Below are 14,335 nucleotides of genomic sequence, written 5' to 3'. Positions count from 1 at the left end.
ACCTTTAGCACCTCACGCAGACGCACTACATGCAGCTATCGGGCATCATCATTGGGGGCGGAATTGCGGGGCTGACGGCGGCCATCGCGCTGCAGCAGCGCGGCATTGCCGCCATTGTGTGCGAGGCGGCCCCGCAGATTCTACCGCTCGGGGCCGGTATCTGGATGGCCCCCAACGCCATGCAGGTGTTCGAGCGGCTGGGCGTGGCGGCCAAAATAAACGCCGGAGGCGTGCCCCTGACGGCCATTGAGGTGGTGGATGGGCAGATGCGGCCCATCATGCGCACCGACCAGGCGCGCATCCGGCAGCGGTTTGGGCACGGCACCACGGCCATCCGGCGGGCCACGCTACAACAGCTGCTGCTGGCCGAGATAGACCCGGCCCAGGTGCGGCTGGGCAAAGTCTGCGTGGGACTGGTGGATGATAACGAGGGCGTGAGCGTGACGTTTGCCGACGGCAGCACGCTGCGCGGAGCGTTTGTGGTGGGGGCCGATGGCATTCACTCGCCCATCCGCGAGCACCTGTTTCCGGGGCGGCGGCCGGCCGGCAAGGGGCATCTGGTATGGCGCGGCATGTCGGAAATTCACCTCGATGCGCATTTTAAAAAGGCCATTCGGGAGGCCTGGATGGGCGGGCTGCGGTTCGGCTTCTCCGAAATTGCCGATGGGGTGGTGGATTGGTTTGCGGCGGTGCCGGGCACGTTTGGCGGGGAGCGGGCCGGGCTGCTGAAGCGGCTGCAGGCGGCCTTCGCGGAGTTTGCTTACCCGGTGGGGGCCATTCTGGCGGCGGCGAGGGAGTCGGCCATCCTCAAAAACGAAATCATGGACATCGACCCGCTGCCCCACTGGCACCGGGGCCGCATCGGCCTGATTGGCGATGCGGCGCACGCCGCCACGCCTTACATGGGCCAGGGCGGCTGCCAGGCCGTGGAGGATGCTTTCGCCCTGGCCCTCAGCCTACAACAGCACCCGGATACGCCCGCCCAGGCCTTCGCCGCCCTGCGGGCGCTGCGCCACGCCAAGGCCCGCCACATCGTGCAAATGTCCCGGCTATTGGGCCGCGTGGGCTACCTGACCGGCAACGTCGGGGCGCTCCGCAACGCCGCCATGCGCGCCACCCCGCAGTGGGTCACGGAGCGGCAGTTTTGCGCGGTGTATGCGCTGAATTACTAGCAGTTGGTGGAACGGTGTAGCGACGCCTAGTGGCGTCTCGTCGTTCGCTCCGCTGGCCTTCGGTTGAACGGAATCGTCGGATGTTACATGTGCAAGCCATTCAACGACAAGACGCCACTAGGCGTCTCTACCTCAATCTGGCCCTTTTACAACAACAGCGCCCCATAAAACTTTCGGATGCGTGCCACTACCTCATCGGCCTGGGCCAGCACCATCCAATGCCATGCGCCGGGAATGATTTCAAGTTGGCCATGGGGGATTTGCGCAGCTAAAAACCGCGCTTGTGAGGGCGGGAAGTGCTTGTCCTTTTCGCCCCAGAGGATGAGCGTGGGGCACTGCACCTGCTGGTAGCGGGCGGGCAGGCGCGGCAGCTGCGCCTCGTAGCCGGCGCACATGCGCACCACCACCTCGCGCACGGCCGGCTGCCGGAACGTCTGCCACATTTCCCGTTGCAGCGCGGCCGACAGGCCCGGCCGGCCCCAGGGCAGAAACGTGTGCACCGCCCGCTGAAACACCAGCCACGGCAGGTGCCTCAGCAGCCGCTTGTTCAGCCCGAACCGCCGCAGCCAGCGGATTTCCCAGGACGTGGACGTATTGCCGTCGGCCAGGCAGTTCATCACCACTAGGCTGTGGATGCGCTCGGGGTAGGCGGCCGCGAACACCAGCGCCGGCTGCCCGCCCATGTCCTGCCCAAGGAGGTGGATTTTGGGCAGGCCCCAGGCGTCGAGCAGCGTGAGCAGGTGGCGGGCCAGCACCACGGGCGTGACCCCGCCGGGCCAGGCGGCGCTGTTGCCCTGGCCGGGCCAGTCGAAGGCGATGACCTGCTTATCGACCGCCAGAGCGGGCGCGATTCGGCTGAAAACCTGGAGGTTGTCGGGGTAGCCATGCAGCAGCACCACGGCTTCGCCCTGGCCCAGGCGGGCTACCCGCACGCGGTGGCCCTGCACGGTTTCCAGGGTGGTGTCAAGCATGGGCGGGCAGGTCGTGGGTGAGGCTGTCGGCGGCCAGGATGCCGGCAATGGCGCAGAAGCTCACCCACTGGCCGGGGTGCGTGGAGCTGCCGGTCAGGTACAGGTTTTTGATGGTGGGGCTGCGGTGGGCCAGCCGGCCTTTGCGCATGAGCTGGGCCGTCATCACGGGGTTCATGCTGTCGCGGTAGAGGTGGTAGTCGCGGCCCCACTCGAAGGTGGTGCGGCGGTGCAGCACCTGGTATTCGTCGATGCCTTCCTGCCACCAGGGCTCGGCCAGCTGCTCATCTAGGAGCTTTTGCTGGCCCTCGGGGCCCAGGCGGGCGGCTTCGGGGTGGGCCAGCGGGGAGATGAGGCGGGCCGGAAACCAACCGTCCTGCGCCAGCTCGGGAGCCAGCAGGCCGGGCTGCACGAAGGCCGTGCAGCCCTGGCCGCGCAGCTTGAAGCGCACGTAGTACGGCGGCCGGCGGCCCCGCACCGCCAGGTACACGCAGGTGCCCGGCGATTGCAGCGGCAACTGCCTGAGCTTCTCTTTCTGCGCTTCAGGAAAATCCTTCACCAGCTCCACGTAGGTGCCAATGCCGCTGGCATCGGAGAGTACTGCCCGGGCCGGCAGCTCCTCGCCCGCCACCGTGACCACCCCCGTGGCCGTGCCGTGCGGGGCCCGGATGCCAGCCACCTTGGTATTGAAGCGAAGCTCCACGCCGACGGCCAGGGCGGTGGCCAGCAGCAGCTCGGGCACGGCGCGCATGCCGCCGCGCGGCAGGAAGGCCCCCACGCCGTGAAACAGGCTGGGCACGAAGGCCATCGGGGCGGGGGCCTGGGCCATGGGCTGCCCGGCAATGTGCGTCCAGATGCCGATGCCGGCCCGCACTTGCGCCGGCAGCTCCGACTTCTCCAGCACGCCACCCAACGAGCTGAGCATGAAGGGCACGCTGCCCAGCGAGCCGTTGCGCAGCACATCCCACACCCCAGGGTGCGAGTGAAACGTGAGCGGCTGCACATTGCGGTGAATGGCCCCGGTGCGGGCCACGAAGGCCTGGTACTGCGCCCCGCTGCCGGGGTACTGGGCCTCGAAAGCCGCCGCGGTGGCCTCCAGGCTGCGGTCGAAGGCGGTGGTGGTACCGTCCTCGTGCAGCACGTGGTACACGGCCTCGATAGGCGTAAGCGGCAGCGCATCGAGCGCAATGCCGAGGTGGTCGAACGCCCACTCCAACCCCGGCTTGTCGAGCAGGATGTAGGGGCCGGCATCGAAAATGAAGCCGCCCGCCGTGAAGCCGGACGCCAGCCCGCCGGCCTGCGCCCGCGCCTCCAGCACCAGCACCGCGTGCCCCTGCCGCGCCAGCCGGATGGCGGCGCTCAGCCCCCCTACCCCGGCCCCGATTACGATGATTTTGGCGCAGGCAGAGGGTAGCATATCGACAAAGAAGAAGGTGGGCACGGCTGGTTGGCACAGCCACGGTACTGAACCACAAACATAGCGGTAAAAGGAACCGGCATCCGTCCGCCGTTGATTTTACGAGCCTCGAGAGGCGCTACGTACTTGTTTTGCACCGAAAACTCAAAATGCGGTGACAGCCGTTGCTAGTGCCGTGTCGGAATCTTATTCCGAATTGGTCGAGAAGTCTCGCTTTTTTTGGCAAGAAACTTCCCTGACGCAGCACTAGCTTAGATTGCAAAGCCGGATAACCGCTGTAACTGTATAGGCTGCAGATGGTACGGACGAAAAAGGATTCGTTCTGGTCCTACAGATTAAGGCGTTAATCCAGATTGCGAAACCGGACAACCACTGTAGGCGACCTAGAATGTGTGTTATTTGCTAATTGGTAACAGCAGAACGAATCTGTGCCATCTGTGCCATCTGCAACATCTGTGATTATGCATCCTCGCAACCCCCACAACGGCCGCTACGATTTCGCGCAACTCACGGCCGCCAGCCCCGCGCTTGCGCCCTTCGTGGTGTCCAATCCGGCCGGCGACAATAGCATCGATTTCGCCAACCCCGCCGCCGTAAAGGCCCTGAACCAGGCGCTGCTGCGGCAGCACTACGACGTGCAGCACTGGGACGTGCCGGCCGGCTACCTCTGCCCGCCCATTCCCGGCCGCGCCGACTACCTGCACTACGCCGCCGACCTGCTGGCTACTGATAACGCGGGCACCGTGCCCACCGACAAAGCCGTGCATGTGCTCGATATCGGGGTGGGCGCCAACTGCGTGTACCCCATCATCGGCAGTAAAGCCTACGGCTGGCGCTTTGTGGGCTCCGAAACCGATTCGGTAGCCCTGAAAGCAGCCAAAAGTATGGTGGCGGTTAACCCGGCACTGACGAACCGGGTGGAGCTGCGGGCACAAAGCCACCTGGCTTTTGTGTTCGAGGACATCGTGAAGCCCAAGGAGGAGTTTGACTTGGTGGTGTGCAATCCGCCGTTCCATTCCTCGGCCGAGGAGGCCGCCAGCGGCAGCCGTCGCAAGGGCCGCAACCTGGGCTACCCCAAAACGAGTGGTGCGCCGGTGCTCAACTTCGGGGGGCAGAATACGGAACTGTGGTGTGAGGGCGGCGAAGAGGGCTTTTTGAAGCGTATGGTGGCCCAGAGCGTGGGCGTGCGCGAGCGGGTGCTGTGGTTCAGCACGCTCATCTCCAAAAAGGAAACCCTGCCCAGCATCTACCACTTCCTCAAGCTGGCCGGCTCGCCTGAAACCCGCACCATCGAGATGAAGCAGGGTCAGAAAATCAGCCGCATCGTGGCCTGGACCTTCCAGACACCCGAGCAACGCCAGGAGTGGGCCGCGCGGCGCTGGAAAGTTAAGGTCGACTCCTAGAAAATAAATAAGGTCTTATTAACTCTAATCCGCAACTTGGGTCAATTAGCTTTCGCCGGCTGCGGATTGAATTAGCTCAACCTTTATTAGCAAAGTAAATATGCTCTATGCTGTCTTACTTCTAGATCCTGATTACGGCGTTTTTTACGGTTTTTTAGCTGTAATTCCTAGTATTTGTATTGCTTTCTTCCTGCTGTTACTAACCTTGCTCCATTATATCACCAAGCACTTCAGCTGCCTAGTGATTTTTGCGCTTTTATATTTGATTACGCTGTTTTTGCTGGGGTTTGCGGAGGATATCGAATTAGACACGTTTGTTCCTTGGATAAAGGGTATTTCAACTAGTTTACTGCTGCTGAATATCTCTATCTATTTCTGGATAAGAAAACGCAAAGGCGAAGCCCGGGCACAGGCTAAGGCCGATCAATGGTAAATTAAAAGAGGCGGCTCCCGAATTTCGGGAGCCGCCTCTTTTTTACGTCAGAAGAGGGGATGAGAAGTCTGACTTCTCACTTCTGGCAACCTACTCCACTACCACGCGGCTGATCTGCGTGGTTTCGGGCGTTACCAGCTGCACCATGTACAGGCCGGCTTTCAGGCCCGAGGCGTCTACGCTCACGTCCTGGCCGTTGAGGGGCTGGGTCTGGTCGAGCACCACGCGGCCGGTGGCGTCGCGCAGCACTACGCGGGCGGTGCGGGCGGCGCCGGTCTGCACCCGCAGGCGGAACTTGCCGCTGGTGGGGTTGGGGTACACCTGCACGCTGCTGCGCTGGATGCTGGCGTTTTTGGTGGCCAGTACCAGGTTGCACACCTGCACGCCGTTGTTCTGGTTGGCAATCAGCTGGGCAAACTCCTGGTAGTACTGGTTGACAATGCGCTCATCGTGCACAATCAGCGTGTTTTCATCGTTTTCGGTGTTGGCCGACAGGCTCCAGTTGTGCGAGCCCACGAACACCTGCGGGTCCGATTGTGGCGCCGTGGCATCGATGATGGCGTACTTGTGGTGCATGATGCCCGACTGCTTGTCGATCATGAGGCGCTGGCCGAGCACGGTTTTAATGTTGTCGAAGATGTCCTGCGCGGCGGAGTTGGCCTGAATCGAGTTCATCACCATCTCCGAGCAGCCGGCCATGTTCTTGGCCCGGATCTGGTTGGCAATGGCGTTGCCGATATCCGTCTGGGTGAGCAGCATGGTAGCAATGTGCAGGTCGCTGTCGGCCGTCTGGATGGCCTCAATCAGCCGGCCGTTCACGTTGTCGGTGGGCGAGAACCACGACTCCACCTGCTTGCCCGCAATGCTGAAGTAGTGGGGCGTGTTGTCGGTTTTGCGCGAGCCGAACAGGGCCGTGGCCTGGGTGCCGCCGCCCCACATTTCGTTGAATTCGACGGTGTAAGTGCGGGCCAGCGACTGGTCCTGCACGGCAATGGAGTTGTTGCGGTCGGTGCTGAGCTGGGCGGCCGTCCAGTTGGTCGAGCCGGTCCAGACCCAGGGCTGGTTGGGCTCGGCGCTGTTGGCGTCAATCACCACAAACTTGTTGTGCATGATGTTCTGCAGCGTCTGGCGGCCGATGCGGGGCACGGCCGGGTCGAGGTTGGAAAGGCTGACGTTGGCATTTTCGTTCTCGTAGATAACGCGCACGGCCACGCCGCGGGTTTTGGCGGCATTCACAGCGGCTACAATCGTGGGGCTGTTCCAGTTGTAAATGGCAATGTCGAGCGTCTGCTTGGCCCGGCCAATGTAGCGGGCTACCGTGTCGGCCATGGCGCCGTTGGGCAGGTACAGGGCCGCGTTGCCGGGCAGGGCCAGCGCCGTATTCACGGGGTTGGTGAAGTAGGTGCGCATCTTGCCCGTCGAGCGCGACGCCGTAATCATGGGTACTACCCGCGACTCGGACAGTCCCACGGCGTTGGTGCTGCTGGCCTTCACGTAGTAGATGGTAGCTGGCAGCAAACCCGTGAGGGCAAGGCGGTGGCTGGTGGTGCTGGCGGCGTTATCGACGGCCGTAAACGGGCCGGCGGGGCTGGTGGCGTACTCCAGTTTGGTACTGCCAGCGTTCTGGGTAACGAAGTTTACCGTGAAGCCGGTGGTGCTGATGTTGGTGGGGTAGGGGGTAGCCAGGAAATTAGGCGTGTTGCCCTGCCGGAAGTCGGCGTAGAGGCGCGGCAGCAGCTGGTAGCCAGCCGCGGCGCCGCCGCCCGTCGGGGCCGTGTTGGTGAACTGGCTCATGATGCCGACCACATCGAAAACGCCGGTAGGCGAGGGTTTGCCCACCAGTCCGTCGGGGCCGTCGGAAGCCCGGTTCACGTACATCACGGTGGCGGCGTTGCCACTCACGCGGTAAGAGGTGTTGGCCGAAAAGGCCGATACCGGCGCGCCCGCAACAGTTGTTACGGTGGTGGCGTTTACCAGTTTCACCAGCTGGCCCTCGTACTGCTCGGCGTAAGCGGCCGTTGCAGTAGCCACCGAAAACTCGACGGGCTTCGGCAGCGGCCGGTTGCCGGCTACCACTTCGAGCGAGGTAATAGGGTCGATTTCGAGCAGCCCCCGGAAATCCTTGAGCACACCGGTAACCAGAATCGAGTCGCCGGCTACTACGGCGCCAAGCTGGGTGGCCGAATACACGGCAATGCCGCCGGTGCCGTCCTGCATGTAGCGAATGGCGCCCAGCTCGGCGCCGTTGGTAACGATACCACGCAGCGTAACGGTGGCTCCCGAGGTGTTGAAAGTTGGCGCCTGGGCCCGGGCCGCGCCGATGGTAATAGCAGTTTGCGCCTGCGCCGACTGCCAGCCGGCCACGCTCAGCAATAACGCCAGCAAGGGTAATTTTTTCATCAAACGAAAAGCAAAAAAAGGGGTGGGGAAAAGAAAACCGCGTACTGGCAGTTTTGGACAAAGGTCTTGAATCCAGCAGTAAAAAACGAACCCGCCGGCTGAAGATTGCATGATGCCCGAACCCAGCGGGCCGCGGCTAAATAATGTTCACTTCGGGGTGCAGCTCGATGCCGAATTTCTCACGCACCGAGGCAATAATTTCGTAGGCTAGGTCGCGGATATCTTGGCCCTGGGCCCCGCCGTGGTTGACGAGTACCAGCGCCTGCCGGTCGTGCACGCCGTGGGGGCCGCGGCGCTGGCCCTTCCAGCCGCACTGCTCGATGAGCCAGCCGGCGGGTACCTTCACGCCGCCCGGCACGGGGTAGCCCGGCAGGCCCTCAAACTGGCCTTTCAGCTCGTCGAATTTGGCCTGCGACACCTCGGGGTTTTTAAAGAACGAGCCCGCGTTGCCAATCTGGGCCGGGTCGGGGAGCTTGCTGCGGCGGATGCTGCTGACGGCCTCGCTGATGTGGCGCGGCGTCGGGTCGCCCTCAATGCCCATGTCCTGCAGCGTGGTCTGGATGTCGCCGTAGCGCACGTTGAGCTGGGCCTGGCGGTGCAGCCGCAGCAGCACGCTGGTGACGATGAACTGATTTTTGAGTGGCCCCTTGAACACGCTTTCGCGGTAGCCGAAGCCGCACTCGGGCCCCGAAAATGTGCGCAGCCGACCGGTAGCCAGCTCCAGGGCCTCCAGCTGCTCGAAGGTATCCTTCAGCTCGGCCCCGTAGGCGCCGATGTTCTGCAGCGGGGCCGCGCCCACCGTGCCCGGAATCAGCGACAGGTTTTCGATACCGCTCAGCTCCTGGCCAAGCGCGTACTGCACCAGCGCGTGCCAGCTTTCGCCGGCGCCCGCCCGCACCAGGGCCGTTTCCTCATCCTGGTCCACCACTTCGAGCCCCCGGATTTCGTTTTTGAGCACCACGCCCTCGAAGTTGCGGGTGAACAGCAGGTTGGAGCCACCCCCGAGAATGAGCTTTTCGGCCGCCTGCACCTCGGGCAGCGTCAGCAGCGCCCGCAGCTCCTCAACCGAAGCAAAGCGGGCAAACCAGCGGGCCGTTACCTCCAGGCCAAACGTGTTGTAGGGGCGGAGCGAAACATGGGCTTCGAGAACAGGGGCGGGGCTCATAACAGCGGGCGAAACGGTGAGAGCCCAAAGGTACATTAGTTGGGAGTTGCCGGCCCAGAGTCCCAGGGCTAAAGCCCTGGGCTACGTAGCGGGTTAGTTGAAACGCTGACTAGCCCAGGGCCTCAGCCCCGGTACTCCCGGCCGGTAACCGGCAACTGATATGCCTAGTAACTCCGTATATGCCAGCCCGGCACCACCAGCCGGCCACTTCACCGAACCTTTCCTTCCGATATGCAGCCTATTTCCCGCTTCACTTCCCGCCTGGCTCTGGGCACTCTGCTGGCCGCCGGCACGCTGGCTTCCGCCGGTTGCGGCTACGTCGGCTACCTGATTCCGCTCAACCCGACTTCCCAGGACGGACCCACTCTCGACCATTCGGCCTGGGACGGGCTGCTCAAAAAGTACGTCGACGACCAGGGAATGGTGAACTACAAGGGCTTCCGGCAGGACAGCGCCGCGCTGAATTCCTACCTCAAAACGCTCAGCGACAATCTGCCGGCCAAGAAATCGCCCGCCGATGAGAAGCTGGCCTACTGGATTAACGCCTACAACGCCTTCACGGTGCAACGCATCATCCGGGCCTACCCGGTAAAGAGCATCAAGGATTTGGGCGGCGACAAAATCTTCGTCGACACCGTCTGGGACCAGGATTTTATCTCGCTTGGCGGCAAGCGCTACACGCTCAATGACATCGAGCACCGCATTATCCGCAAGCAGTTTGATGATAACCGGATTCACTACGCACTGGTGTGCGCCGCCATGTCGTGCCCGCGCTTGCGCAATGAAGCCTTCGTGGGCCGCACCGTGCAGGAGCAGCTGGCCGAGCAGGGCCGCGACTTCATCAACAACCCCCAGAAAAACGACCTCACGCCTGCTGGCCAGCCCACGCTGTCGGCCATTTACAGCTTCTATCCCAAGGATTTCGAGAAGAACGGCAGCACCTCCATCCAGGATGCCGTGAACCGCTACGCCAAGCAGAAAATCGACCCCAACGCGAAAATCAGCTACAAAGAATACAACTGGAGCCTGAATGAGCAGTAACGGAATAAGCTGTTAGCTCATAGTTGCGAGAACGTCATTCAGAGCGAAGCGAAGAATGACGTTCTCTTAATCAACAGCTCATCTAACCACCCGGTAACCGCTCAACGCGTAAAACAGCAGGTAGGCGTAGCAGAGCACTGGCAGCACGAAGGCTACGCGCAGGCCACCGCCGTGAGTGGCAATCAGGCCCATGAGCGGGGGGATGATGGCTCCGCCTACAATGGCCATAATCAGGTACGACGAGCCTTGTTTGGTGAAGCGGCCCAGTCCGGTAATGGCCAGTGGGAACACTACGGGCCAGATAATGGCGTTGCACAGGCCGCAGAGCACCACCAGCCACAGGGCGGTTTCGCCCTGGCTGAAAATGGAGAGCGTAACCAGCGCCACGCCCGCGGCGCACACGCCGGCCAGCAGCTTGCGGGCATCGAAGCGGCTGAGCAGCGGAATGCCGATGATGCGGCCTACCATCACGCCAAACCAGTAGGAGGCCACCAGCACCGCACCCACCGCCTTCGTGAAGCCGGCCGAGGTGTCGATGGCCTCGGGCGTGTTGCCGAACAGCGCGGCGGCCCAGTTGGTGGCCAGGCTGAGGATGCGCACCAGCTCCTGCGTAAAGCCGCTGAGCTGGGCGATATTCTGGGCCTCGCCGTAGCGGATGATGAACGAGCCGATGCCCACTTCGACGCCCACGTATACGAAAATGGCCACAACGCCCAGCGTCAGGTGGCGGAAGCTGAGGGCCGACGAACGGCCGGTTTCGGCGACGGCCTGCGCGGTGGCGGCGTCCTCATCGGCGGGCAGGCTCTCCACTTCGGGCAGGCGCACCACGAAAAACAGCAGCGCCAGCACAGCCAGAAATACGGCCAAGCCTATATAAAGCGGTTTTACCAGCGCGGCTTCCTCGTTCAGGCGCTGCTCCAGCGGCAGCTGGGCCAGCTGGGCCTTGAGCACCGTGGAGCCCCCGAACAGAATCAGGCCGCCGATGAGGGGCGAGAGCGTGCCGCCCAGCCCGTTGGCCACGCCCACGATGCTCACGCGGCTGGCGGCGGTGCGGGCCGGCCCCAGCACGCTCACGTAGGGGTTGGCCGCCACCTGCAACAGCGTAATGCCGGCCCCCAGGAAGCTCAGCGCCAGCAGAAACAGCCCGAATGTGCGCGAGTTGGCGGCCGGCACGAACAGCAACGCCCCGCAGGCCATCACGAGCAGCCCCAGCACAATGCCGCGCTGGAAACCCAGCTTCTCCAGCACCCGCCCGGCCGGCAGCGACATCAGAAAATAGGCCCCAAAAAAAGCCGACTGCACGGCCGTCGACTGGAAATCGGTGAGCTGGCACACGTCCTTGAGGTAGGGCATGAGCACGTCGTTGAAGTTCGTGACGGCCCCGAACAGGAAGAACAGGGTGGTCATGAGCACCATCGGGCCCACGTAGGAGCGGGTGGCGGCCGGGGCGGTAGCGGTAGCAGGAGAAGAGGCGAGGGGAGCGGCCATATGCGGGAAAGGAAAAAGCCGGCGCACAGGCCGGCTAAGCAATGCTACGGAGTTTTTGGCAGAAGTGCAGCGGGAGGGAAATCCAACTGAATGGACTAGCCAGCTTGAGGTCTCTGCCCGCAATGGGTTATAGTGTATTCTGCATATTGTTCACTTCCTGCTACTTCCGGCCATATGTTTCGAATAGCCAAATGCAAACTATTGGCAGTAGTAAAACCAAGGATACAACTAAATAAAAAGGCCGTTTAGGCGTGGATTTAATAGCCGCTACGAGGAAGCCGATTTCATAAATAGTCGTCAACGCAATTGTAACGAAACCTATACCCAGTGACGCGGTAGCTGCTGCGTAGTCGTTACCATAGTCCTTCCAGTAAAGAAAATGTACAACGTAAAGCCACCAAGAGAAATAGAGCAGCAAGGCACCTGCTGTAAAGCCGAAGGAGTTATCGAGGGGTTGAGACTTGCTTTTCATTGAGCACGAGCTTTTATAACTTATTCGCACTCCGTGGCCTTCACCACCGGCCGCGTCAGGAACTGCGAAGTGAAGACGGCGGCAATGCCGCCCAAAGTAAGCGCCACCAGGTACAGCCACAGTACCCAGGCATGCGGCCTACTAAGAGGCGCCGAGTTGGGGGAGCGGCCGCCGCAAACAAACAGATTTTTCGGCTTACAGTGGGAACTCCCGGCGCAGCTGCTGATAGGCGGCGTTGTCGTCGAGGCTGGTGAGGCTTTCGAACATGCTGATGAAGGCACGTACCAGTTCGGGGTCGGTGGTTTGCATGGCGCGGGCCTCGGCCACTCTATCGAGGTTGTACTGGCCCAAAAACACCACCAGCGCCCGCAATGGCTCGTGGGCTTCGGCGTCGAAGCGCAGGAAAAGCTGCAGCGGCAGCACCGGCACCTGCTGGTGCGGCCCGAGGCCGGCGGCGCGCTGCTGAGGGTGCTCCGAAAGCGTCTGAAATGTCTCCTCTATCTGGCGCAGCGTAGCCAGGTGCTCCTCGCGGTGCTCCTCCCACACCTCGCCCGATACCGGCCCTTCGGGGTGGAACTGCTGCCAGACGCCCTGCACAAAGTGGTGGAGGCGGCCGTACTGGTCGCGGGTTGGCAGCTGGTTGTCGGCCGCCGGCGTATCGGCGGCCAGCGTGGCCAGGTAAAACTCGCGGGCGTCGCGGGCCCGCGCCAGCAGCAGGTCATGAATCTGGTTGGTGAGGGCGCGCATTTCGCGCTGATTGAGCTCGGGGCGGTGATGACGGGCGTAAAAGGTGCCGATGGCGGCCGAGTCGGTCATCAGGGCCAGGTACTCGCTGCCTTTCGATTCCTCCAGAAAGTCGCGCATGGCCAGCAGAATGGGCTGGAAGCCACGGTACAGCTCCCGCGTGGCGTCGCTGATGGTAACGACAGCAGCCTTGATCTGCTCTTCCACGGTGGTGCTGCGCTCCACCAGCTGGCGGGTTTCCTCGGCCAGTTGGTGCATCTGGGTCAGGGCTTTGTCGGTGTTGCGCGACGCATCGTCGGCCGCCTTCCAGCTCTGGAAAGCCACAAACAGCCCCAGAAACGAGGCCACGCTGCCAATGATAGAGTAGCGCCCGCTCAGCGCCTCGCTGGCCGTAAGTCCCAGCACGATAAACGTCATAAACAGCACCAGGTAGAACAGCGAGTTCTTGCTGGGGTCGAACAGAAAACCGGGCCGGGGCATATTTTGCAGGATGAGGAAAGCAGGAAACGAGCGGCAGGTGGCCAGCGCAAAGTGCCGCGCGGCTTTTACGGGTGCAAGAACGACATCTGCCCGGCATATTTGGCCCGGCGGATGCCGCTCAGTTGTTTCGCGCCGTTCCTGGGCCTACTTGTTCAACAGCGCCACCGTCTTGGCGTCGGGTTGGCCTTCGTAGAACCGCTCCAGCACTGCCCCAAACACCGCCGCCGCGCCCGGCACGGCCCGAAACAGCGTCATGGAGGAGCGCAGCTTCACATCGTCGGGGCTGCCGAAGATGCGGGTGGCGTCGGCGGAATCCAGGGCCAGCAGCGCCCCGCTGATGGTTTCCAGCCGCAGCCCCAGCACCGGGTGGGCCAGGTAGGCAGCCGCTTCCCGGGCATCCCGAATGGCGTAGAACCGGGCCGTTTCGCTCAGCCCCAGGCCCTGCAGCTGGGGGAAGATAAACCACATCCAATGGCTGCGCTTGCGGCCGCTTTGGATTTCCGTCAGGGCCGTTTCGTAGGTGGACTTTTGAGCGTCGAGGAAGCGTTGGAGCGTGGGCATAGCGCTTTCGTTATTTATTTGCTTACCGGCCTATTGTCAAAATTCCACCGGGTTAGACCATACAATGTTTTCTGTATTCTTAATCCCTGTATTCTGAAGCTGTTCTATTTTTTCAAAAGCCTCTTGATAATTACTGGCATTGAGCCAGTGAAAGCCAACGCGGAATCTGATAGCGGGCGATTTTTCTACGCTTCTGTCCGTCACTAAAACCATTATTTTCTTCTCCTTTCCCCGGGGTGGAATAGCTGCCAGTTTCGGAATGTTTTTGTCGCAGCTCGTTCCCTGAATGCGTAGTTCTTCTGTGTCTAATATATATGTGTCCTGCCAGGAACATGATAGGGTGCCATAGCGGAGTGTATCGGCTGTGTTGTTCGTCAGAGTTGCCTTAATTGCTACACCGTAGCGTGGCCGTTCCATCGGCCCATCTGCTAGTTCGACTGAAATGGTCAGTGGTTCCGAGCTAGTTGTATTGACTTCTTCAGCGGAGCAGGCCGTGAGTAGAATGGCCAGAATGAATATGCTGATTAACTGTTTGATGGGTGGCATGAGCACGGAATGAGTTGAACAGTTTTCACGGGTCAATATTTACCA

At 61.9% G+C, this 14,335-nt stretch carries 12 protein-coding genes; 4 read left to right on the top strand and 8 right to left on the bottom strand.

Translation table 11 applies throughout. The features are described from left to right. Window positions 1-29: 29 nt before the first annotated feature. Window positions 30-1,172, top strand: a complete 1,143-nt coding sequence (locus tag BLW21_RS03795) for an FAD-dependent monooxygenase (protein WP_092738088.1) — start codon at window positions 30-32, stop codon at window positions 1,170-1,172. A 146-nt stretch (window positions 1,173-1,318) separates the two neighbouring features. Here the strand turns inward: BLW21_RS03795 and BLW21_RS03790 are convergent, their stop codons facing one another. Together BLW21_RS03790 and BLW21_RS03785 are read right to left on the bottom strand one after the other, a co-directional pair. Beyond that, window positions 1,319-2,143: an alpha/beta fold hydrolase gene (locus BLW21_RS03790; RefSeq protein ID WP_092738086.1), complete on the bottom strand. Its 825-nt coding sequence runs from the start codon at window positions 2,141-2,143 to the stop codon at window positions 1,319-1,321. Then, on the bottom strand, window positions 2,136-3,557 hold the full coding sequence (locus BLW21_RS03785; protein ID WP_092738084.1) for a phytoene desaturase family protein: 1,422 nt from the start codon (window positions 3,555-3,557) through the stop codon (window positions 2,136-2,138). The genes BLW21_RS03790 and BLW21_RS03785 overlap by 8 nt, the downstream gene beginning before the upstream one ends. Before the next feature lie 461 nt (window positions 3,558-4,018). Between BLW21_RS03785 and rlmF the strand changes: the two genes are divergently transcribed. After that, window positions 4,019-4,960, top strand: coding sequence for a 23S rRNA (adenine(1618)-N(6))-methyltransferase RlmF (rlmF, locus tag BLW21_RS03780; protein WP_092738082.1), 942 nt, complete (start codon window positions 4,019-4,021; stop codon window positions 4,958-4,960). Between the two features lie 100 nt (window positions 4,961-5,060). Continuing rightward, on the top strand, window positions 5,061-5,393 hold the full coding sequence (locus BLW21_RS03775) for a hypothetical protein (RefSeq protein WP_092738080.1): 333 nt from the start codon (window positions 5,061-5,063) through the stop codon (window positions 5,391-5,393). Between the two features lie 90 nt (window positions 5,394-5,483). On the opposite strand, the gene BLW21_RS03770 is transcribed toward BLW21_RS03775, so the two are convergent. Further along, window positions 5,484-7,793 (bottom strand): phospholipase D-like domain-containing protein, encoded by a 2,310-nt coding sequence (locus BLW21_RS03770; RefSeq protein WP_139255071.1) that lies wholly within the window; start codon window positions 7,791-7,793, stop codon window positions 5,484-5,486. 136 nt (window positions 7,794-7,929) lie between these two features. Then, window positions 7,930-8,958: a UDP-N-acetylmuramate dehydrogenase gene (gene murB / locus BLW21_RS03765; RefSeq protein WP_092738327.1), complete on the bottom strand. Its 1,029-nt coding sequence runs from the start codon at window positions 8,956-8,958 to the stop codon at window positions 7,930-7,932. A gap of 231 nt (window positions 8,959-9,189) precedes the next feature. On the opposite strand from murB, the gene BLW21_RS03760 reads away from it, so the two are divergent. Beyond that, window positions 9,190-9,999 (top strand): DUF547 domain-containing protein, encoded by an 810-nt coding sequence (locus tag BLW21_RS03760; protein WP_092738076.1) that lies wholly within the window; start codon window positions 9,190-9,192, stop codon window positions 9,997-9,999. A 78-nt stretch (window positions 10,000-10,077) separates the two neighbouring features. On the opposite strand, the gene BLW21_RS03755 is transcribed toward BLW21_RS03760, so the two are convergent. The 4 genes from BLW21_RS03755 to BLW21_RS03740 form a co-directional block, all read right to left on the bottom strand. Beyond that, window positions 10,078-11,487, bottom strand: coding sequence for a sugar MFS transporter (locus tag BLW21_RS03755; protein WP_092738074.1), 1,410 nt, complete (start codon window positions 11,485-11,487; stop codon window positions 10,078-10,080). Between the two features lie 667 nt (window positions 11,488-12,154). Next, window positions 12,155-13,183: a hypothetical protein gene (locus BLW21_RS03750; protein ID WP_092738072.1), complete on the bottom strand. Its 1,029-nt coding sequence runs from the start codon at window positions 13,181-13,183 to the stop codon at window positions 12,155-12,157. A gap of 144 nt (window positions 13,184-13,327) precedes the next feature. Beyond that, on the bottom strand, window positions 13,328-13,744 hold the full coding sequence (locus BLW21_RS03745; RefSeq protein WP_092738070.1) for a DUF1810 domain-containing protein: 417 nt from the start codon (window positions 13,742-13,744) through the stop codon (window positions 13,328-13,330). 36 nt (window positions 13,745-13,780) lie between these two features. Then, window positions 13,781-14,290 (bottom strand): hypothetical protein, encoded by a 510-nt coding sequence (locus BLW21_RS03740; RefSeq protein WP_092738068.1) that lies wholly within the window; start codon window positions 14,288-14,290, stop codon window positions 13,781-13,783. Window positions 14,291-14,335 lie beyond the last annotated feature (45 nt).

The sequence above is a fragment of the Hymenobacter psychrophilus genome, from assembly GCF_900107135.1.
Lineage (GTDB): Bacteria > Bacteroidota > Bacteroidia > Cytophagales > Hymenobacteraceae > Hymenobacter > Hymenobacter psychrophilus.
This window is presented reverse-complemented; position numbering and strand designations above follow the sequence as displayed.

Bases quoted from the DNA above. Each gene is read 5' to 3' on its own strand.
- murB (WP_092738327.1), bottom strand. From the start codon at position 8,958: ATGAGCCCCGCCCCTGTTCTCGAAGCCCATGTTTCGCTCCGCCCCTAC.
- BLW21_RS03785 (WP_092738084.1), bottom strand. From the start codon at position 3,557: ATGCTACCCTCTGCCTGCGCCAAAATCATCGTAATCGGGGCCGGGGTA.
- BLW21_RS03760 (WP_092738076.1), top strand. From the start codon at position 9,190: ATGCAGCCTATTTCCCGCTTCACTTCCCGCCTGGCTCTGGGCACTCTG.
- BLW21_RS03795 (WP_092738088.1), top strand. From the start codon at position 30: ATGCAGCTATCGGGCATCATCATTGGGGGCGGAATTGCGGGGCTGACG.
- BLW21_RS03770 (WP_139255071.1), bottom strand. From the start codon at position 7,793: ATGAAAAAATTACCCTTGCTGGCGTTATTGCTGAGCGTGGCCGGCTGG.
- BLW21_RS03755 (WP_092738074.1), bottom strand. From the start codon at position 11,487: ATGGCCGCTCCCCTCGCCTCTTCTCCTGCTACCGCTACCGCCCCGGCC.
- BLW21_RS03740 (WP_092738068.1), bottom strand. From the start codon at position 14,290: ATGCCACCCATCAAACAGTTAATCAGCATATTCATTCTGGCCATTCTA.
- BLW21_RS03790 (WP_092738086.1), bottom strand. From the start codon at position 2,143: ATGCTTGACACCACCCTGGAAACCGTGCAGGGCCACCGCGTGCGGGTA.
- rlmF (WP_092738082.1), top strand. From the start codon at position 4,019: ATGCATCCTCGCAACCCCCACAACGGCCGCTACGATTTCGCGCAACTC.
- BLW21_RS03775 (WP_092738080.1), top strand. From the start codon at position 5,061: ATGCTCTATGCTGTCTTACTTCTAGATCCTGATTACGGCGTTTTTTAC.
- BLW21_RS03750 (WP_092738072.1), bottom strand. From the start codon at position 13,183: ATGCCCCGGCCCGGTTTTCTGTTCGACCCCAGCAAGAACTCGCTGTTC.
- BLW21_RS03745 (WP_092738070.1), bottom strand. From the start codon at position 13,744: ATGCCCACGCTCCAACGCTTCCTCGACGCTCAAAAGTCCACCTACGAA.